At 69.7% G+C, this 19,097-nt stretch carries 20 protein-coding genes and 1 pseudogene; 12 read left to right on the forward strand and 9 right to left on the reverse strand.

All coding sequences use genetic code 11. From position 1 onward, the window contains the following. Complete coding sequence (secF, locus tag BLQ91_RS27990; RefSeq protein ID WP_090101413.1) at window positions 1–1,155, forward strand: protein translocase subunit SecF; 1,155 nt, start codon at window positions 1–3, stop codon at window positions 1,153–1,155. Window positions 1,156–1,178: 23 nt separating this feature from the next. Continuing rightward, window positions 1,179–1,670: an adenine phosphoribosyltransferase gene (locus BLQ91_RS27995; protein ID WP_090101415.1), complete on the forward strand. Its 492-nt coding sequence runs from the start codon at window positions 1,179–1,181 to the stop codon at window positions 1,668–1,670. Between the two features lie 52 nt (window positions 1,671–1,722). Here the strand turns inward: BLQ91_RS27995 and BLQ91_RS28000 are convergent, their stop codons facing one another. Beyond that, complete coding sequence (locus BLQ91_RS28000) at window positions 1,723–2,046, reverse strand: hypothetical protein (RefSeq protein ID WP_090101417.1); 324 nt, start codon at window positions 2,044–2,046, stop codon at window positions 1,723–1,725. Between the two features lie 33 nt (window positions 2,047–2,079). Further along, complete coding sequence (locus tag BLQ91_RS28005; protein ID WP_143022844.1) at window positions 2,080–2,355, reverse strand: hypothetical protein; 276 nt, start codon at window positions 2,353–2,355, stop codon at window positions 2,080–2,082. A gap of 236 nt (window positions 2,356–2,591) precedes the next feature. On the opposite strand from BLQ91_RS28005, the gene BLQ91_RS28010 reads away from it, so the two are divergent. The 5 genes from BLQ91_RS28010 to BLQ91_RS28030 all read left to right on the forward strand — a co-directional run bounded on the left by BLQ91_RS28010 (window position 2,592) and on the right by BLQ91_RS28030 (window position 8,295). After that, complete coding sequence (locus tag BLQ91_RS28010) at window positions 2,592–3,899, forward strand: HNH endonuclease signature motif containing protein (RefSeq protein WP_176959985.1); 1,308 nt, start codon at window positions 2,592–2,594, stop codon at window positions 3,897–3,899. After that, entirely contained in the window at window positions 3,896–4,768 is an 873-nt protein-coding gene (locus tag BLQ91_RS28015; RefSeq protein ID WP_176959986.1) for a helix-turn-helix domain-containing protein, read from the forward strand. Before BLQ91_RS28010 ends, BLQ91_RS28015 begins: the two co-directional genes overlap by 4 nt. Beyond that, entirely contained in the window at window positions 4,722–4,898 is a 177-nt protein-coding gene (locus tag BLQ91_RS28020; protein ID WP_090101424.1) for a DUF397 domain-containing protein, read from the forward strand. Before BLQ91_RS28015 ends, BLQ91_RS28020 begins: the two co-directional genes overlap by 47 nt. 122 nt (window positions 4,899–5,020) lie before the next feature. Further along, entirely contained in the window at window positions 5,021–7,306 is a 2,286-nt protein-coding gene (locus BLQ91_RS28025; RefSeq protein WP_425412552.1) for a RelA/SpoT family protein, read from the forward strand. Between the two features lie 77 nt (window positions 7,307–7,383). Continuing rightward, on the forward strand, window positions 7,384–8,295 hold the full coding sequence (locus BLQ91_RS28030) for a DUF6891 domain-containing protein (protein ID WP_090101428.1): 912 nt from the start codon (window positions 7,384–7,386) through the stop codon (window positions 8,293–8,295). A gap of 54 nt (window positions 8,296–8,349) precedes the next feature. On the opposite strand, the gene BLQ91_RS28035 is transcribed toward BLQ91_RS28030, so the two are convergent. Further along, window positions 8,350–9,207, reverse strand: a complete 858-nt coding sequence (locus BLQ91_RS28035; protein ID WP_090101429.1) for a peptidylprolyl isomerase — start codon at window positions 9,205–9,207, stop codon at window positions 8,350–8,352. Window positions 9,208–9,321: 114 nt separating this feature from the next. On the opposite strand from BLQ91_RS28035, the gene BLQ91_RS28040 reads away from it, so the two are divergent. The 3 genes and pseudogenes from BLQ91_RS28040 (at window position 9,322) to BLQ91_RS28050 (ending at window position 11,989) form a co-directional block, all read left to right on the forward strand. After that, window positions 9,322–10,017, forward strand: a complete 696-nt coding sequence (locus tag BLQ91_RS28040; protein WP_090101430.1) for an MBL fold metallo-hydrolase — start codon at window positions 9,322–9,324, stop codon at window positions 10,015–10,017. A 5-nt stretch (window positions 10,018–10,022) separates the two neighbouring features. Continuing rightward, window positions 10,023–11,270: pseudogene (gene hisS, locus BLQ91_RS28045) on the forward strand (histidine--tRNA ligase); the annotation flags it as partial. A 92-nt stretch (window positions 11,271–11,362) separates the two neighbouring features. Further along, a complete protein-coding gene (locus BLQ91_RS28050; protein ID WP_090101432.1) occupies window positions 11,363–11,989 on the forward strand; it encodes a hypothetical protein in 627 nt (208 codons plus the stop codon). Between the two features lie 51 nt (window positions 11,990–12,040). Here BLQ91_RS28050 and BLQ91_RS28055 read toward each other — a convergent pair whose 3' ends face one another. After that, complete coding sequence (locus BLQ91_RS28055; RefSeq protein ID WP_090101433.1) at window positions 12,041–12,877, reverse strand: spermidine synthase; 837 nt, start codon at window positions 12,875–12,877, stop codon at window positions 12,041–12,043. A gap of 46 nt (window positions 12,878–12,923) precedes the next feature. Between BLQ91_RS28055 and BLQ91_RS28060 the strand changes: the two genes are divergently transcribed. Beyond that, window positions 12,924–13,277 carry a DUF1304 domain-containing protein gene (locus tag BLQ91_RS28060; protein WP_090101434.1) on the forward strand — a complete coding sequence of 118 codons (354 nt, stop codon included), beginning with the start codon at window positions 12,924–12,926 and terminating at the stop codon, window positions 13,275–13,277. On the opposite strand, the gene BLQ91_RS28065 is transcribed toward BLQ91_RS28060, so the two are convergent. The 3 genes from BLQ91_RS28065 to pnuC are packed head-to-tail and all read right to left on the reverse strand — an operon-like array spanning window position 13,204 to window position 16,203. Then, entirely contained in the window at window positions 13,204–14,595 is a 1,392-nt protein-coding gene (locus BLQ91_RS28065; RefSeq protein WP_342670669.1) for a YibE/F family protein, read from the reverse strand. The two genes, BLQ91_RS28060 and BLQ91_RS28065, sit on opposite strands and share 74 nt — an antisense overlap. Further along, window positions 14,573–15,634: an AAA family ATPase gene (locus BLQ91_RS28070; RefSeq protein ID WP_090101437.1), complete on the reverse strand. Its 1,062-nt coding sequence runs from the start codon at window positions 15,632–15,634 to the stop codon at window positions 14,573–14,575. The genes BLQ91_RS28065 and BLQ91_RS28070 overlap by 23 nt, the downstream gene beginning before the upstream one ends. Then, window positions 15,631–16,203, reverse strand: a complete 573-nt coding sequence (gene pnuC / locus BLQ91_RS28075; RefSeq protein WP_245733849.1) for a nicotinamide riboside transporter PnuC — start codon at window positions 16,201–16,203, stop codon at window positions 15,631–15,633. Before pnuC ends, BLQ91_RS28070 begins: the two co-directional genes overlap by 4 nt. 45 nt (window positions 16,204–16,248) lie before the next feature. On the opposite strand from pnuC, the gene BLQ91_RS28080 reads away from it, so the two are divergent. Next, a complete protein-coding gene (locus tag BLQ91_RS28080) occupies window positions 16,249–18,225 on the forward strand; it encodes an intein-containing Rv2578c family radical SAM protein (protein ID WP_090101439.1) in 1,977 nt (658 codons plus the stop codon). Here BLQ91_RS28080 and BLQ91_RS28085 read toward each other — a convergent pair. Together BLQ91_RS28085 and BLQ91_RS28090 are read right to left on the reverse strand one after the other, a co-directional pair. Then, entirely contained in the window at window positions 18,212–18,739 is a 528-nt protein-coding gene (locus BLQ91_RS28085; RefSeq protein WP_090101440.1) for a DUF4865 family protein, read from the reverse strand. The genes BLQ91_RS28080 and BLQ91_RS28085 overlap by 14 nt on opposite strands. 13 nt (window positions 18,740–18,752) lie before the next feature. After that, window positions 18,753–19,097, reverse strand: coding sequence for a nuclear transport factor 2 family protein (locus tag BLQ91_RS28090; protein WP_245733850.1), 345 nt, complete (start codon window positions 19,095–19,097; stop codon window positions 18,753–18,755).

Consider the following 19,097-nt stretch of genomic DNA (forward strand, 5'->3'; position numbering starts at 1 on the left):
ATGGGCAGCGTGCTCTCGCGCCTCTACGTCGGCAACGGCGCCTTCGACATCGTCGGCAAGCGCCTCCGCTGGTACATCACGTCCAGCATCATCCTGCTGGTCTGCATCGGCTCGATGGTGTTCAACGGCTTCAACCTGGGCATCGACTTCAAGGGCGGCACGAAGATCTCGATGCCGTCGGTCTCGGCCAGCGGCCAGTCCATCTCGACGGGCGCCGTCGAGGACGCGTTCGCCAAGGCGATCCCGGACAAGAAGCCGACCGCCGTGCAGGCCGTCGGTTCCGGTGCCAGCGCGACGATCCAGATCAAGTCGCCCGCGCTGAACATCCAGGAGGTCGCGGCCCTCAAGGCGGGCCTCACCCAGGACACCCAGCCGCAGGGCGGCCAGTCGGCGATCTCCGACAGCGCCGTCTCCGCGTCCTGGGGCGGTGAGATCAGCGGCAAGGCCCTGTGGGCCCTGTTCTGGTTCTTCGTCGCGGTGACGCTGTTCCTGGCGTTCTACTTCGAGTGGCGCATGGCCGTCGGCGCGCTCGTCGCCGTCTTCCACGACGTCATCATCACCGCGGGCGTGTACTCGCTCATCGGCTTCGAGGTGACGCCCGCGACGGTGATCGGTCTGCTCACGATCCTCGGCTTCTCCCTGTACGACACGGTCGTCGTGTTCGACAAGGTCAAGGAGAACACCCGCGGCCTGCTGGGCCTGACCCGCCGCACCTACGCCGAGGCCGCGAACCTCGCGCTGAACCAGACCCTGATGCGCTCGATCAACACCTCGCTGATCGCGCTCCTCCCGGTCATCGGCCTGCTGGTCGTCGGCGTCGGCATCCTGGGCGTCGGCACGCTGCAGGACCTCGCGCTCGTGCAGCTCGTCGGCATGTTCGTCGGTGCCCTGTCCTCGATCTTCATCGCCACCCCGGTGCTGGTGGACCTGAAGATGCGCGACCCGAAGTACATCGCGCAGGCCAGGCGCGTGGCCGCCCGCCGCGCCAAGGGCTCCGGCCCGCAGCCGGCCGAGGGCATCGAGTCGGCCGACGAGGACGCCCTCGCCGCCGACCTGCGCAAGGAAGAGGCGTACGCCGCCGCCGCGTCGGTGCCCCACCGCACCGCCAAGGCGGGCGACGCCCGCCGCCGTCCGACCGGGAAGCGCCAGCGTTGAAATTGGATCGTGCTCTGGGACTGATGCGCGAGGTCCCGGACTTCCCCCGGGCGGGGGTCGTCTTCCGGGACCTCACGCCGGTCCTCGCCGACCCGGACGCCCTGCGCGCCGTGGTCGACGCCCTGCAGGACAAGATCGACGACAGCACCCAGGTGATCGCCGCCATCGAGTCGCGCGGCTTCCTCCTGGGCGCCGCCCTGGGCTACGGCTGGCGCTACGGCGTCGTGCCGCTGCGCAAGCCGGGCAAGCTGCCGGTCGTCGCCGACTCGGTCTCCTACGACCTGGAGTACGGCTCCACGTCGCTGGAGCTGCCCGGCGGGGCGATCCAGCCAGGCCAGCGCGTGGTCGTGGTCGACGACGTCCTGGCCACCGGAGGCACCGCGGAGGCCGCCTGCACGCTCGTGGAGCGCGCGGGAGGCATCGTCACGGGTGTCTCGGTGGTGCTGGAGATCGCGGCGCTGGAGGGCCGCTCACGGCTTGCGGGCCGTGACGTCCAGACGCTCATGACCGTGTAGAGGTCGTGCTTCGGAAGGGCCGGTGACGAGTCGTCGCCGGCCCTTCCGCGTGTCAGCCGCTGACCGGCGTGACGATGAACCGGTAGGCGACCACGACGGTGATCGCCCACAGGAAGTAGAAGATCGGCAACGCCAGCACGACCAGCCGCCACGCCTTCATGCCGCCGTGCCCGACCCTCGTCAGCGCGGCGGACGCGCCGAGCCAGGGCACCACACCGAGCAGCAGCGCGCGCAACGCCTCACCACCGCCGTTGACGACCAGGTTGAGCAGGACGATCGCGGCGTACCAGATGCCCGCGAACGCCAGGCAGTGCCAGAGCGGCCGGTGCGAGTGCATGGCGTCAGCCTTCCAGGCGTGTTCGAGCACGCTGCTCACCCGCCCATCGCCTGGCTCGCGAGCAGCCGTTCATCACGCCACCGGCGGAGGGGCCACGAGCGCGGCGCCGATGCTCACGAACACCAGCGTCACGAGCGACGCCGGCGCCGTGACGACCGCGATCTCCCACAGCCTCGGTGCCTTCGCGCGGCGCAGCACCAGCCAGCTCAGGGTGGTCGCGACCACCCAGCCCACCGACGAGCCGATGATCGACCTCGGGTCGATGTGGCCCGGGGCGTCGAGGGCGAGGTACGCCATCGTGCCGAGCCACACGAACGTCATGGCGGCGCACCAGAGCAGGGTCCTCACGGGTTCGAGTCTGTCAGGTGCCCCGGCGGTACCGGTCCGGCACGTGAGCTTCTTCGCCGGACGTATGTCGAACGGATTTCTTTTGTCCGTTCTCTTGCGTGTTCGCTAACTGCTGATTGTGTCGCGTATAGAGAGATGCGCACTAACGGCGCCTATAGCGTTTGTCCTGGTTGTTCACTCGATCGTGTGTGCTCTGACGTGCTTTTATGATGCGATCTTGCGATACGGTCGAACGCATGAGCGAACCTGACTTCCGCCTCCTGGCCACCGACGAACTGCCGAGCGCGGTCGTCGGTGATGTGGTGGGAATTCGTGTTCTCGAGAATTCGATGATGCAGAAGATCGCCGAACTTGAGCGGCGTGGCGCCGCATCCGAGCTGGGCTATCGGAATGTGGCGCAGGTGCTGCGCCATGCCGTGCGGTGGGACCTGAGGACCGCGCGGCAGTGGGTCGCCCGCGCCGGCGAGCTGGCTCGGGAGGTCACGCCGTCGGGCTCGGTGCTGGAGCCGGAGCTGCCGGCCACCGCCGCCGCGGTCGCGGAGGGGATGCTCTCCGGTGAGCACATCTCGGCGGTCGCCGAGGTGGTGGAGGAGTTGCCGCCCGAGGCCGAGCGGCCCGTGGTCGAGTTCGCGTCGCGGCACGAGCCCGCTGCGGTGCGCGCGTTCGGCAAGGAGCTCGCGTACCGGCTCTACCAGCAAGACGAGGAGCCGGGCTCCGCCGAGCAGGTGGCGCCGGTCAACCGGCTGCGCATGCAGTGGAAGGGCGACTGGCTGGAGGTGTCGGCCAAGCTCGACAAGGTCACCGGTGCGAAGTTCGAGGCGATGATCGACCCGCTGGCCAAGCCCCGCCCGGCCACTCCGGAGGAAGGCGTGGACCCACGTTCGCGCGGCGAGCGGGAAGGCGACGCGTTCGCCGACCTGATCGACCTGGTGCTGCGCGCCGACCTCCTGCCCGAGCACGGCGGCGAGCCGGTCACCCTCACCATGACGATGCCGTACGAGGCCCTGGCGGCGCGGACGGGCTTCGCGACGCTCGACAACCGCGTCCGCGTCCCGGCCACCCTGGTCCGCCGCCTCGCCTGCAACGCGGGCGTGATCCCGGTGGTGCTGGGCGGCCGCTCCGAACCGGTGGACATAGGCCGCAAGAGCAGAACGTTCCCCGCCGCCGTCCGCCGCCTGCTGGTGGCGAGAGACCAGGGCTGCACCTTCCCGGGGTGCGACCGCCCGCCGAAGCACTGCGACGCCCACCACGTCAGGTTCTGGTCGGAGGGCGGCGAGACATCCGTGCACAACGCGGCCCTGCTGTGCCGCCACCACCACACTCTGATCCACCAAAGCGAGTGGGAGGTGGAGCTCCACGGGGAGTCCCGGTCTTCATCCCGCCAGCCTGGCTCGACCCGGACCGTACCCCGCGAACGAACACCGCACACCACGCCGCCCACCACGTCGCGGCCTAGCCCGTGCCACCAGGGCTTTCGAGCATCCGTTTTCACCCGAAGGAGCTGGTTCGTGGAGGAGGGCCAATGCCTACCGTCGGACGAATGACTGCGATCACTTCCACCGCCTACAGCCGGGACCTGGGCGACGAGCTGCGCCGCCTGCGCGAGAAGTTCACGTCGCTGACCGGCCACGCCTTCGCCGAACAGCTCGGGTGGGACCCGAGCAAGGTCTCGAACATCGAGAAGGGCAAGGCGCGGGCGAGCGAGATCGACCTCGTGCAGTACCTGATGATGTGCGGCCGGGACAGCGCTCATTTCGAGGCCTTCCGCGAGCGGTACCGCTACGCCTTCGACCCGTACGTGCTGATCGTGCCGGACAACTTGCGCACGCTCGCGATGGCGGAGGCCCAGGCGCAGAAGATCACCTCTTACGACGTGTTGTCGGTGCCGGGCCTCGTCCAAATCCCCGGCTATGCGCGCGCACTGCTCGAAACCGGGCGCAAGACACCGGCGGACGTGGAGAAGAGCTTCCGGTGGCGGATGGACCGGCAGGCGGTCCTGAGGCGACCGAACCCACCGGAGTGCCGCTTCTACGTGCACGAGCTCGCCCTGCAGCTCCAGGTCGGCGATGAACGGATCATGGAAGAGCAGTACCTCCGCATGCTGTTCAACACGCACATCATCCGAATCGTGCCGATATCCGCTGGTCCAGGTCCCATCCGGATGTCGCCGAGGATGTTGCTCAGCTTCGAGAAGCTGGTGCCGCTGGCGTACAGCGAGACCGATCTGGCAAGGGTGTTCGCGCAAGACGGCGCCGCCATCGCGGACAGCCGGGAGTTCTTCAAGTGGTTGGATGCCCGCGCTTTGGATGAGGGACAATCGAAGAGCTTGCTGACGAGCTACATCAGCAGACTTCGGAAGGACCCGCATGAGCCACCGGCGGAGCTGGCGCAAGAGCACCTACAGCGGTCCTGAGGGCGACACCGCGTGCGTCGAGGTGTCGCTTTCGCGCGACGCCTTGGTGCGTGACTCGAAGGCGGCCGGGGGTGACGTCCTGGTGTTCTCGGCGCACGCCTGGAGGGCCTTCGTGAAGGCCGTCGCCTGATCGGCTCAACGGAAGTTCGGTTCGCGTTCACCGTGTGAGCTGCGCCGCTCAGCGAGCCAACGGAAGTCTCGTCTGCGTCAACGCGTTATCCTCGGTACTCGCGAGACCCGAGGAGCGTGGGGTTGAGTCAAAACACCGAACCCGCTGCGACGGTTGTTCAACCGTCGGCTACCCGGCGTGTGCGCGCCCGCCTGGCGCGGCGCATCACCGCCCAACGTGCGGCCCCGGTGAAGCAGGTCCTCGAACCTCTCGCCGCCGTGCACCGTGACCTCCATCCCAAGGCCGATCTGGCGCTTCTGCAGCACGCGTACGACGTTGCCGAGGAGAAGCACCGCCCGCAGCGCCGCAAGTCCGGCGACCCGTACATCACCCACCCGCTCGCCGTGGCGACGATCCTCGCCGAGCTGGGCATGGACACCACGACGCTGGTGGCCGCGCTGCTGCACGACACCGTGGAAGACACCGACTACTCGCTGGGGCAGCTGAAGGACGACTTCGGCGAGGAGGTCGCCCGCCTCGTCGACGGCGTCACGAAGCTCGACAAGGTCAAGCTGGGGGCGGCGGCCGAGGCCGAGACCATCCGCAAGATGGTCATCGCGATGGCGAAGGACCCGCGCGTCCTCGTCATCAAGCTGGCCGACCGGCTGCACAACATGCGCACCATGCGGTTCCTGCCGCCGGAGAAGCAGGCCCGCAAGGCCCGCGAAACGCTCGAAGTGCTCGCACCGCTCGCCCACAGGCTGGGGATGGCGACGGTCAAGTGGGAGCTGGAGGACCTCGCGTTCGCGATCCTGCAGCCCAAGAAGTACGACGAGATCGTCCGCCTGGTCGCGAAGCGCGCGCCGAGTCGCGACACGTACCTGCGCTCGGTCGTCGACGAGCTGAACGGCCAGCTCGAGAGCGCGCGGATCGTGGCGAAGGTCGAGGGCCGGCCGAAGCACTACTACTCGATCAACCAGAAGATGATCGTCCGCGGGCGGGAGTTCGACGACATCCACGACCTCGTGGGCGTCCGGATCCTCGTGGACGAGGTGCGCGACTGCTACGCCGCGATGGGCGTCGTGCACGCCGCCTGGCAGCCGATGCCGGGCCGGTTCAAGGACTACATCGCGCAGCCGCGGTTCGGCGTGTACCAGTCGCTGCACACGACCGTCATCGGTCCCGACGGCAAGCCTCTCGAGGTGCAGATCCGCACCCACGAGATGCACCAGCGGGCCGAGTACGGCATCGCGGCGCACTGGCGCTACAAGGAGACCAAGGGCACGCACAACGGCAAGTCCGTCGAGATCGACGAGATGGCGTGGATGCGCCAGCTCCTCGACTGGCAGCGGGAAGCCGCGGACCCCGGCGAGTTCCTCGAGGGGCTGCGCTGGGACCTCGCCGCGCGCGAGATCTTCGTGTTCACCCCCAAGGGTGACGTCGAGACGCTGCCGACGGGCTCCACGCCGGTCGACTTCGCCTACGCCGTGCACACCGAGGTCGGTCACCGCTGCATCGGCGCCCGCGTCAACGGGCGTCTCGTCGCCCTGGAGCGCAAGCTCGAGAACGGCGAGGTCGTCGAGATCTTCACCTCCAAGGCGGAGGGCGCTGGCCCGTCCCGCGACTGGCTGAGCTTCGTCGCGTCCCCGCGCGCCAAGGCGAAGATCAAGCAGTGGTTCGCCAAGGAGCGCAAGGAAGAGGCGATCGAGCAGGGCAAGGACGCGATCACCAAGGAGGTCCGGCGCGTCGGGCTCCCGATCCAGCGCCTGGTCTCGGTCGACTCGATGCAGGCCCTCGCCAAGGAACTGCACTACCCGGACATGAGCGCGCTGTACGCGGCGGTCGGCGAAGGGCACACCTCGGCGCGCCACGTCGTGCAACGGCTCGTCGCGCAGCTCGGCGGTGTCGACCACGCCGAGGAGGAACTGGCCGACCGCGCCACCCCGTCCACGGTCACCCGGCGCCGCCCCACCGGCGACGCGGGCGTGATCGTCAAGGACGCGGGGGACGTGTGGGTGAAGCTCGCCCGCTGCTGCACCCCGGTGCCGGGCGACGACATCCTCGGCTTCGTGACGCGTGGCGGCGGCGTGTCCGTGCACCGCACCGACTGCACGAACGCGGACGAGCTGCTGAAGTCGCCGGAACGCCTGCTCGACGTCGAATGGGCGCCGTCGGCCTCCAGCGTCTTCCTGGTCGCCATCCAGGTGGAGGCGCTCGACCGGCACCGGCTGCTCTCGGACGTCACGAAGGTGCTGGCCGACGAGCGCGTGAACATCCTGTCGGCGTCGGTGACGACGTCGCGCGACAGGGTGGCCGTCAGCCGGTTCTCGTTCGAGATGGGCGACCCGAAGCACCTCGGGCACGTCCTGAAGGCCGTGCGCAGCGTTGAGGGCGTGTACGACGTGTACCGCGTGACGTCGGCGTCGTAGAGCTTCACGGGGAAGGCACAGGAGCCTCCTGCCGGATTCCGGCAGGAGGCTCCTGTGCCGTGTGCCAGAGTTCGCGGATGCTCAACATCGCGGTCAGGACGGAAAACTCGGAGCGGCACGTCCGCGTGTCCGCCGAGGAGCTCGCCGCGCTGGTCCGGCGCATCGGCGGGGAGGGCGACCACTTCCTGGTCCTGCAGCGCGTGCCGGACCTGCCCGACGTCTTCGCGCAGGTCTGGCACGAGACCGGCGGCGACTGGGCGGTGGAGCACCGCGACGGCCGCGGGTACTTCGAGGCGACCGCCGACGGGCCGGACGCGGTGGCCTCGGTGCTCGTCGGCTGGGCACGGCAGGAGCCCGGCTGGGACGCCCGGCTGACCTGGTCGCCGCTCGACGCCGGTCCCGCGCGGGTGGTGCCGCCGCTCGACCTCGGCGACCACGAGCGCGAGGCGCTGGAGGACCACGTGCGCGGGGTCCTGGCCGCCGGCTACGCGACCCGCGCCGGCCTGGCGGAGGTCGCCGAGGAGTACCTGGCGACCGGGGACCGGCGGCCGGTGTCGCGCCACCAGGCGCGGGAGCTGGCCGACCGGCTGTGGCTCGAGCGGGTGGCGGAGCAGGCGTCGTGGCGGGGAGAGACCGACCCGGAGCGGCTAACGCGCGCGTTCGAGGCGCTGGACGCCGCCGGGATCACCGCCCGCGAGAACTTCACCTGCTGCCGCACGTGCGGCCAGGCGGAGATCGGTGACGAGGCCGGGCCCGGTGCGCGCGGGTTCGTGTACTTCCACGGCCAGAGCACGCAGGCGGCCGCGGCCGGGCGCGGGCTGACGCTGCACTACGGCGGTTTCGACGACTCGGCCGCGACGACCACGGCCGTGGGGCTCGAGGTCGTGGCCGCGCTGGAGGCGGCCGGGCTCGCGGCCGAGTGGAACCGCGACCCCGGCCGGGCCATCACCGTGACGCCGCTCGACTGGCGTCGCCGCCTGGTCGGGTAGGAAGAAGCGAAAAGCCCCCGGGAACCGCTCCCAGGGGCTTTTCACTGTGAAGAACTAGTTCGCGACCAGAGCCGACTTGATGTCGACCGGGGTCTTCGGCTTGCCGTCGCCCTGACCCGGCTGCTGCGAGATCGTGCCGGTCTTCGCGACCTCGTCGACCTTCTTCAGCGACTCCTCGTCGACCGTGCCGAAGACCGTGTAGTCCGGCTTCAGGCTGGCCGCGTCGCCGTAGACGATGAAGAACTGCGAGCCGTTGGTGTTCGGGCCCGAGTTGGCCATGGCGAGCACGCCGCGGCCGTAGCTGAGCTCGGGGTAGGTCTCGTCCTTGAACGAGTAGCCGGGGCCGCCCATGCCGTTGCCGCCGGGGTCACCGCACTGCAGGACCTGGATGCCGGTCACCGTGAGGCGGTGGCACGTGGTGTTGTCGAAGTACTTCTGCTTCGCCAGCTCGACGAAGTTGTTCACGGTGCAGGGCGCGAGCGAGCGGTCCAGCGTGAGCTTCAGGTCGCCGATCGAGGTGCCGAGCGTGACGCCGACCGTGCCGGTGGCGGGCTGCTCGCCGTTCGCGGGCGGCGTGTTCTGCTTGGCCGCCGGCTCCTGGCCCTTCGTGTACTCGCAGCTCACCTTCCCGGGCAGCGGCGTGGGCCGCTTGGCGACCTGGTGCAGCGCGGTGGGGATGTTCTCCGCCTTGTCCACCGACTCCTGGGTCGGAGTCTCCGACGCGGAGGCGTCACCGTTGCCGAAGACGTCGTTGGTCGCGAGGAACCACACGCCACCTCCAACGAGCGCAACAACGACGACCGTCGACACGACGGCGATGATGCGACGCTTCTTGGCCCGCTCCTGGCGGTAGACCATCTGACGCTCAAGCTTGCGCTTGGCTGCCGCGCGTCGCTGCTCGTTGGTGGGCACGTGCTCCCTCCCCAGGGACTCATGCGAATAGGGCGGTCGGCTCGGCAGTCTAGGGCCTGGGCATATGAGCTTTGTGTGGTGGCTAGGCTGTGGTTGAACAGGGAGGTCATTTTCGTGCTCGTGATCGGGTTCCCCACCGGGGCGCTCCAGGCGAACTGCTTCGTCCTGGCGGCCGGTGAGGGCGAGCCCTGCGTGATCGTCGACCCCGGTCAGGACGCGGTCGAGCCGATCGAGCAGGCCTTGCGCAAGCACCGTCTCGCACCTGTCGCCGTGCTGCTCACGCACGGGCACTTCGACCACACCTTCTCCGTCGCACCCGTCTGCGACGGCAACGACATCCCCGCGTACATCCACCCGGACGACGTCGAGATGCTCGCCGACCCGTTGAAGGGCATCAGCCGCGAGTCCGCCGCGTTCTTCGGGGGCAACCTCGAGATGCGGGAGCCGTCCGAGGTCCGCACGCTCGACGACGGTGCCGACCTCGACCTCGCCGGGCTGCGCATCACCGTCGACCACACACCGGGCCATACCGGCGGGTCGGTGATGTTCCGCTCCGGCGCGCAGGAAGGCGGTCGCCTGGTGATCTCGGGTGACACGCTCTTCGCCGGTTCGATCGGACGCACCGACCTGCCGGGTGGCGACCACGCCGCGATGCTGTCGTCTCTGCAGAACAAGGTCATGACCTTGCCCGACGACACGGTGGTGCTGCCCGGCCACGGCCCGACGACGACCATAGGTCGTGAGCGCGCGACGAACCCATACCTGCTGCAACTGCAGGACGCTCCGGCCGCCCCGCACCGAGGACTTTGAGACACGTGTTTTCCGCACCCAAAGGCGTTCCCGACTACATCCCGCCGACCTCCGCTGCCTTCCTGCACGTCCGGTCGACGCTGACCCGCGCCGCCGAACTCGCGGGCTACGGCTACGTCGAGCTGCCGGTCTTCGAGGACACGGCGCTCTTCTCGCGCGGCGTCGGCGAGTCCACCGACGTCGTGACGAAGGAGATGTACACCTTCCTCGACCGCGGTGAGCGCTCCATCACCCTGCGCCCCGAGGGCACCGCGGGCGTGATGCGGGCCGTCATCGAGCACAGCCTCGACCGCGGCTCGCTGCCGGCGAAGCTCTACTACGCGGGCCAGTTCTTCCGCGCCGAGGCCCCGCAGGCCGGCCGGTACCGGCAGTTCCACCAGGTCGGCATCGAGGCGATCGGCGTCGACGACCCGGCCCTGGACGCCGAGGTCATCGCCGTCGGCGACGCGGGCTTCCGCGCCCTGGGGCTCACCGGCTACCGGCTGGAGCTCACGTCGCTGGGCGACGCGAACTGCCGTCCGGCGTACCGGGAGAAGCTGCAGGCGTTCCTCGCGGACCTGCCGCTCGACGAGGCGACCCGGCAGCGCGCGGAGCTGAACCCGTTGCGCGTGCTCGACGACAAGCGCCCCGAGGTGCGCGAGATGGTCGCCGAGGCGCCGCTGATGGTCGACAACCTGTGCGACGCGTGCCGCGAGCACTACGAGCTCGTCAAGGGCTACTTGACCGAGCTGGGCGTGAAGTTCGTCGAGAACCCGCGCATGGTCCGCGGCCTCGACTACTACACGAAGACGACGTTCGAGTTCGTCCACGACGGTCTCGGCGCCCAGTCGGGCATCGGCGGCGGCGGGCGCTACGACGGCCTGATGGAGCAGCTCGGCGGCCAGTCGCTGTCCGGCGTCGGCTTCGGCCTCGGCGTCGACCGCGCGCTGCTGGCCGCGCAGGCCGAGGGCGTGCTGCCGGAGTTCTCCCGCGTCGACGTGATCGGCGTGCCGCTCGGCGAGGCCGCCCGTGCCCGCCTGGTCGCGGTGGCCGGCTCGTTGCGCGCGGCGGGGATCCGCACGGACCTCGTCTACGGCGGCCGGTCGATGAAGGCGGGCTTCAAGGCGGCGGACAAGTCGGGCGCGAAGCTCGCGCTCGTGCTCGGCGAGCGCGACCTGGAGGCCGGCGTGGTCGGCCTGAAAACGCTGGCGACCGGTGACCAGATCTCCGTGGCGCTGGCGGACGTCGTCTCCGCGGTGCGCGACGGCCTGCGGGCCCCGGCCCTCGTCGCCGCCGTGCCGGGTGGAGCGGAAGGGCTGGCGTCCGACGCGGGTGCCGTCGTGGCCGAGGCGGTGCGGGAGAACCCGTGAGCGACGACAAGCTCGTTCTCGACCTGCTCGACAAGACGACGGTCCGCAAGCGTGCGCGCATGGTGGCGATCGGCGGCATCATGGTCGCCCTCGCCTTCGGCGCCGTCGTCGGCCTGATCGGCGGCCGCTGGCCGGGCGTGATCGCCGCGCTGATCGTGTCGGTGCCGGTGGTCCTGCTGGCGCTGTCCGAGGCCCGCCGCACGGTGTGGCTGCAGGGCACGACCGTCCACGTGCGGGCGTTCGGCACCCGGCAGGTCGACCTGGCCACGGCCGACGGTCTCGACCTCCTGGTGACCGACCTGCGCGGCGCGCGGACCGTCGGGCTGTTCGTGCGCGGTGGCAAGAAGGCGATCAACGTCGCCCTGTCGATGTACGCGGGAACGGGCGGGCGCGAGCTCGGCGTGTACCAGTTGCGCCGGCTGGCCGACGCCGTGGCGGCGCGGGGGGACACCCCCGGGCTGGTGTTCTCGGAGCTGCTCGTGGCCCAGCTGCGGGCGGAGGCCCGGGGGGCCTCGGCCGCCGAGCGGCCGTTGTACCGGTTGGGGTCGCTGGCTCCCGCCGGGCGGATGGCGCAGAAGCTGCACCCGGACGCGGTGTCGAAGTTCGTCACCTCGCTCGACTGATGTCGCTGTGGGGAACGCCCGTCGCGCAGGTCGCGGCGGGCGTTCTGCCGTCTAGGTGCCCCAGAGGCCCGAGGGCGGGGCGGGGGAGAGGGTCGCCGTCGCGTCCGTGGTGACCGGAGCGCCCCCGATGAACTTCGTCAGCCCCGTCCCGTGTTCCACCCTGCCCGGGAACGGGTCGCCCGCCGTCGCGCGGGTCAGCTGCTGCATCGGCAGGCCGGTGTGCGAGGCCATGATCACGAAGTTGCCGAAGCGGCGGCCGCGGAAGACACCGGGCTCGGCGAGCACGCAGACGTGTTGGAACACCGCGCGCACGGTCGCGCATTGGGCTCGTGCGAACTGCAGGCCGTTGCCGTCGCCGACGTTCGCGGCGTAGATGCCGTCCGGGGCCAGGGCGTCGGAGGCCTGGCGCACGAACTCCACCGACGTCAGGTGCGCGGGGGTGCGGGCGCCGGCGAAGCAGTCGGAGACGATCAGGTCGAACGAGCCGGGGCGGGCCTTGACCAGCACCGCGCGGGCGTCGCCCGTCGTGATCCGCACCCGAGGCGGTGGCGGGAGCTCGCGGCGGATGAAGGCGATGAGACCGGCGTCGATCTCGGCCACCTGCTGAGACGCACGAGGCAGTAGATCGGCCACGTAGCGCGCTAGCGTGAGAGCGCCACCACCGAGGTGGAGCACGCGGGAGGGTGCGGTGAGGTCGACGAGGTGACCCAGCCGGCGGACGTACTCGAACTCCAGGTACGTCGGGTCGTCCAGGTCCACATGCGACTGCGGGGTTCCGTTGACCCGCAACGTCCACGAGTTGCGTCCACCCAGATCGGGGACCAGTTCGGCGACGCCGGAGTCGATCGACTCGGTGATCGCCTCTGTGCCGGGCCGCTGTCTTCCCACCGCTCTATTGTCTCATCGCGTGTGTCAGCTCTGAGGAGGAACCCAAGTGCAGGTCATCGCAGGCGTTCTGCTCGCCCTCGTGGCGTTGATCCACATCTACATCGTGGTCCTGGAGATGTTCCTCTGGACGACACCGCGCGGGCGCAAGGCGTTCGGTCTGACGCCCGAGTTCGCCCAGGAGTCGAAGGCCCTCGCGGCGAACCAGGGCCTCTACAACGGCTTCCTCGCCGCCGGCCTCATCTACGCGCTCGTCCGGCAGGACTTCGGCGCGTCGGTGCTCTTCACGGTGTTCGTGATCGTCGCCGGCGTCTACGGCACGTTCACCGCTAGTCGGAAGATCTTCTTCGTGCAGGTGGTGCCGGGCGTGCTGGCGCTGCTCTTCGTGCTCTTGGCGCGCTAGGGCGCTCCCACGGCCCCTTGTCGGCGTCGTAACCGAAGAGGTCGCCCTCGATGCGGGCCGCCCGTGGCTTCGCGGGCTCCGGGGCGGGCTTCCTGGCCTTGACCGTGGTCTTCTCGGGCTCGGGCTCGGGCTCGGGCTCCGGTTCGGGCTCGGGCGCCGGGGCGGCCTCCTGGCGCACGGCGATGAGGGCCGCCAGCGCCGTCGTCACCGGGATCGCCGCGACGAGGCCGATGCTGCCCACGAGCGTGCGGACGATCTCCTGCGCGATCTGCTGGGCGGTCAGGATCTCGCCCATCGACCGCCCGGCCAGCGAGATCGCGAGCAGCAACGGCAGCGCGGCACCCGCGTAGGCCATCACGAGCGTGTTCACGACGGACGACATGTGGTCGCGCCCGATCCGCGAGCCCGCCGCGAAGAGCTCGCGCCACGTCAGCTTGTCGTTGGCGCGCCGCAGCTCCCAGACGGCACTGGTCTGCGTGACCGTCACGTCGTCGAGCACTCCCAGCGCGCCGATCAGCGTTCCGGCGAGCAGCAGGCCGCGGGTGTCGATGCCGGTGCCGAGGATCGTGACGAGGTTCGTGGTGTCCTCGTCGAGGCCGGTCAGCTTCGCGGCGGCCGAGAACAGCGCGCCCAGCACGCCGATCAGCGCGAGGCTGACCAGCGTTCCGAGCACGGCGGTGGACGTGCGCGCGGAGATCCCGTGCGTCAGGTACAGCACCATGAACATGATCAGCCCGGCGCCGACCACCGCCACCATCAACGGGTTCTCGCCCGCGAGGATCGACGGCATGATGAACAGCACGAGCACCACGAAGCTCAGCAGCAACGCGCCCAGCGCCGCGAGGCCCTGCCACCGCCCGAGCAGCAGCACGGCCGCGGCGAACAGCAGCGCCAGCACCCAGAGCGACCAGCCGCGCTGGAAGTCGACGATCTGGTACGACTCGGCGGCCTGCGGCTGACTGCCCGCATAGGACAGCACCACCTCGTCGCCGATCCGGAAACTCGGTGCGCCGGGGCCGTTCACGCTCGGGATCGTGATGCTCTGCCCGTTCGCGGCGCCGTCGGTCATCCGCACGGTGATGGCGACGCACTTCTCGCCGCAGTTCTCGGCGAGGCCCGTGACGACGGCCGCGACCGGCGTCTGGTGCAGCCCGACCTGCGCACCGGTCTTCTGCTCGTGCCCGAACGGGTAGAGCAGCGCCGCGCCGATGATCGTGGCCAGCGCCAACGGCACCAGCAGCCACATCAGCAACGTGCGCACCCGTTGCGACGCCGGTTCCGCGCTCAGCGCGTGGCTATGCCCGTGACCGTGACCCACGCGCGACATCCTGCCCCATGAGGTGTTCGACCGCAGTGATGGCCGCCGCCAGCCGGTCTTCGGTGAGCTTGAGCCACGGCACGCCACGCCGCGTCAGCTCCTGGCCGAACAGGCCGGTCATCCACTCCCGCAGGTGTTCGCCATCACGCCAGCCGTCCTGTTCGAACGGAACGCCGACGTGGTCGGTCAGCAGGTACAGGTCCGGTTCGGTGCCGGTGAAGATCTCCGGCCGGAACCCGAGGTAGCGCTCACCCCACACCGTCGCGGCGAACGCGTCGTTGTCCGCGACGACGAGCGGCGCGGTCTCGGCGCGGATGCGGCGTTCCTGTTCGCGCGCAACGTCCTCGAAGTCGCCGAGCGTCCACACCAGACCGTCCGCGGTGGCCGCCGGGTCGAACGCCCGCGCGGCCGCCAGCTTGTGCTCGGTGTGCTCGCGGCCGTACTCGGCGATCCAGGGGACCCCGAAGTGCTGGGCGAGCTGCTTCGACAGGGTCGTCGTGCCGGTGCTCTCCGCGCCGAGGACCACGACCTTCCGGCCGAGCCCACGCCGGGTGGCGGGGGCGAGGTGGTGCCAGTTCGCGACCGGGTCGGTGCGCAGCGCCGTACCGGACACGGGGTGGGTGAGGCGGTCGAGGTCGACGAGCACGTGCCGCGCGCCGAGCCGCCGCGCCAGTTCGTCGCCGTACTTCTCGCTGGAGAACACGACGTCGACCGGCGCGGCGGACGGGTCGCCGTCCGCGATCGCGCGCCTGGCCAGCACCGCGCGTGTCAGGGCTACGTGCAGCTCCCAGATCTCGTCGGAGTCGAAGTCCACCGGGTGGTCGTCGAGGTCGCCGACGATCCGGACGCCCGGAGTCGCCGCGTGCGTCTCCGCGAGCCAGCGCACGCGGTGGTCGAGGGGAATCGTCTCGGACGTCGCCGCCAGCACCGTCACGGTCGTGCGACGGCTCCGGGAGGCCGCCGTCTCGATGAGGTGATGGTGCCCGTTGTGCGGTGGGTAGAACTTTCCGAGCACGAGCGCGTGGTCGAATTCCTTCACGCCCGCACCTCATTGCTCTTGAGGTCCTTTGTCCAATTGCGCAACCCGAGCACGCACAACACCATGAACCCCACGTACAACACCGCTGTCAAGTACAGTTCCTTGTACGCGTAGAGCGGCACGTAAATCACGTCCGCGGCGATCCACAGCCACCAGCACTCGACCTTTTTGCGCGCCTGCCCCCACGTCGCGAGCAGGGACAGCACGGTCGTGATCGCGTCCCAGAACGGCACCGTGGACTCGGTGAACGTGACGAGAACCCAGTGCAGCAGACCGGTTCCGAGGACGCCGGCGACCGCGAGCCAGAGCCACTGGGGCGTCGTGGTGCGGCTGACGTGCAGCGTCGAGTGCCGCTCGCCGCCGCGCACCCACGCCCACCAGCCGTAGACCGCGAGTGCCATGTAGACGATTTGCAGGCCCGAGTCGGCGTACAGGCCGCTGCCCCAGAACAGCACGAGGAACGCGACGTTGTTGGCAATGCCGATCGGCCAGTTCCAGGGGTTTTGCCGGGCGACGAGCCATACGCACAGAGCGCCGGTGACAAAGCCTGCTACCTCAACGGGTGACACGTGCACTCCTTGACCGCTGTTCGAACATGTGTTCGAATCGATGCTGTGCGATGGGACGGACAGAAACTCGAGGCAGAGCCGCAGCAGGCACTACCGGGGCTACCGGGACTGGTGCGCAGCGTACGAACTCCTGAGTTCGCGGACGTGGTGTTCCACGAGGTCCGCGCCAAATCCGTGCTCAACGGGGTACCGGGGTCGTCGCTGCCCTTCTCGTGGACGGTCAACCCGTACCGCGGCTGCTCGCACGCCTGCACGTACTGCCTGGCGGGCGACACACCGGTCCTCATGGGCAACGGTCGCACGAAACCGTTGTCCGAGCTGAGGGAGGGCGATGAGATCTACGGCACCGAGCTCGTCGGCAACTACCGGCGCTACAAGCTCACGACCGTTCTCGCGCACTGGGAGACGCGCAAGCAGGCGTACCGCCTGACGCTGGAGGACGGCACGAGCGTCGTCGCGTCCGGCGACCACCGCTTCCTCACCGACCGCGGCTGGAAGCACGTCACGGGCGACACCGCCGGCACCGGCCGCCGCCCGCACCTCACGACCGGCAACAAGCTGATGGGCACGGGGGCTTTCGTCGAGCAGCCCACCGTGACCGACGACTACCGCCGCGGCTACCTGCGCGGCATGGTGGACGACGAGACCGAGTTCCACATCCCCCTGGCCGACATCGAGGCCATGGAGCGCACGCAGGAGTACCTCGACTACTTCGGCGTGCGAGAGGGGAGGGGATTTCTGCACCAGGTGCGCGAGCTAGCGCACTGGCAGATAGCCCCGAACCCCGACTGGCTCAAGGGATTCCTGGCCGGCGCGTTCGACTACCTCGGGACCTGCTCGCGCAGCATCCTGCGGCTGTCCACGCGCAACGCCACCGTTCTGGAAGCGATCTGCCTGGCTCTCAAGCACTTCGACTTCGACTTCGCGATCGAGGAGCTGCGCCGCCGCCGCGGCGTGCGGGTCGTGCGGCTGCGTGGCGGGCTGAGGGAGAACCTGAGGTTCTTCCACACCGTCGACCCGGCGATCACCCGCAAGCGCGACATCGACGGCGTGGCGATCAAGTCGCGGCAGCCGCTCGGCGTCGTGTCCGTGGAACCGCTGGGGGAGATGACCCTCTACGACATCTCGACCGGCACGGCGGACTTCATCGCGAACGGCGTCGTGTCGCACAACTGCTTCGCCCGCAAGACGCACTCGTACCTGGACCTCGACACCGGCGAGGACTTCGACAACCAGCTGATCGTCAAGGTCAACGCGGGCGAGGTGCTGTCGCGCCAGCTGCGGTCGCCGAAGTGGAGGCAGGAGCACGTCGCGCTCGGCACCAACACCGATCCGTACCAGCGGGCGGAGGGGCGGTACGCCTTGATGCCAGGGATCATCGAGGCGCTGACCGCCTCCCGCACGCCCTTCTCGATCCTCACGAAGGGCACGCTGCTGGCACGGGACCTGCCGCTGCTGTCCGCCGCGGCCGAGGTCGTGCCGGTCGGGATCGCGGTGTCGCTCGCGCTGATGGACCGGGACCTGCACAAGTCGCTGGAGCCCGGCACACCCACGCCGGCCGCGCGGCTGGAGCTGGTGCGGAAGGTGCGTGACGCGGGCTTGCCGTGCGGTGTCTTCGTGGCGCCGGTGCTGCCCGAGCTGACGGATTCCGTGGAGCAGCTGGACTTCCTGCTGGAGCAGATCGCCGCCGCCGGTGCGACGGGCGTGACCGTGCTGCCGCTGCACCTGCGCCCCGGCGCGAAGGAGTGGTTCGCCGCGTGGCTGCGGCGCGAGCACCCGGACCTGGTCGAGACGTACCGGTACCTGTACGGCGCCCGGTCCTATGTGGACAGGCGCTACCGCGACCGCCTCGCGGCGCGGGTGGCTCCGCTGGTCGAGAAGCACGGCTTGGCGCCGCGCGGACGGTCCGCCGACGCCGTCACCGGGGTTCCCGGTGACGACGAGGGCGTGTGGCCCGACGGCAGCCTGCCCGTGGGCGTTCCGGCACCGCGGGTGGACCAGGAACAGCTCAGCCTGCTGTGATGTCGGCGAGCTCCGGCTCGCTCAGGTGGAGGACCTCGAAGACACCCTCTTCCCCGGGGTGTTCCTCCCACAGTTCGAAGCGCACGACCTCCCACGTGCGCGGGTCGACGCCCACGGCCGCCGAGTGCAGGCCGGGCGACTCGCGGAGCTCGATCCCCGCCACCACGTCGATCGGGTTCGCCTCCGGTGCGAGCCTCGTGATCGTCCGCGTCGCGTACCTCGCCGTGGCCGCGCCACCCCGCAGGAACGCCACGCCCGGCCAGTGCCGCACCTCCGGCCGGCCGAAGTCCGCGAGGATCCCCTGGAAGCCACCTCCGCGGTAGAGGAAGTTCGCCATCCCCGCCGAGGTGTTCCACACGTAGAACGGCGCGTACGTCGTGTCGCGGACGAGGTACGCCTTGAACCCCAGGCCTTCGAACCGGTCGAGCGCGTGACCGCGGGTGCGGACGCGTTCCCGGACGATGTCCATGTCGTAGTTCGACGGCAGCCTGATCTCGTACTGCATTGCGATCATGCTTCTGTTGTACCTACGCCCAGCCGCCCTGGGCCATCGTCTGGAACTTCCACTCGCCGTCCACGCGCGTGAGCAGGTCGCCGTAGCGCACCGTGATCCCGTTGATCGTGCCGTCGGTGATCACGAAGACCAGGTTGTCGTTGATGAAGTGCGGCGTCCTCTTCGACTCCATCTGCACCTCGCCTCCCAGTTGCGCCCCCATCTGCTCGATGAACGTCGCGCGGTCCCACGACGTCGCGGACCCGTCGGTGACCGCGTTGATCGGGAACAGGGCCATGTCGGCCATCGCCTCGACGTCGCCCGCGACCGCGAGCGCGTCCCACTTCTCGAACCACTGCACAATCTCGTCGTACGACAT

It is taken from the genome of Lentzea jiangxiensis, assembly GCF_900104175.1.
Classification (GTDB): domain Bacteria; phylum Actinomycetota; class Actinomycetes; order Mycobacteriales; family Pseudonocardiaceae; genus Lentzea; species Lentzea jiangxiensis.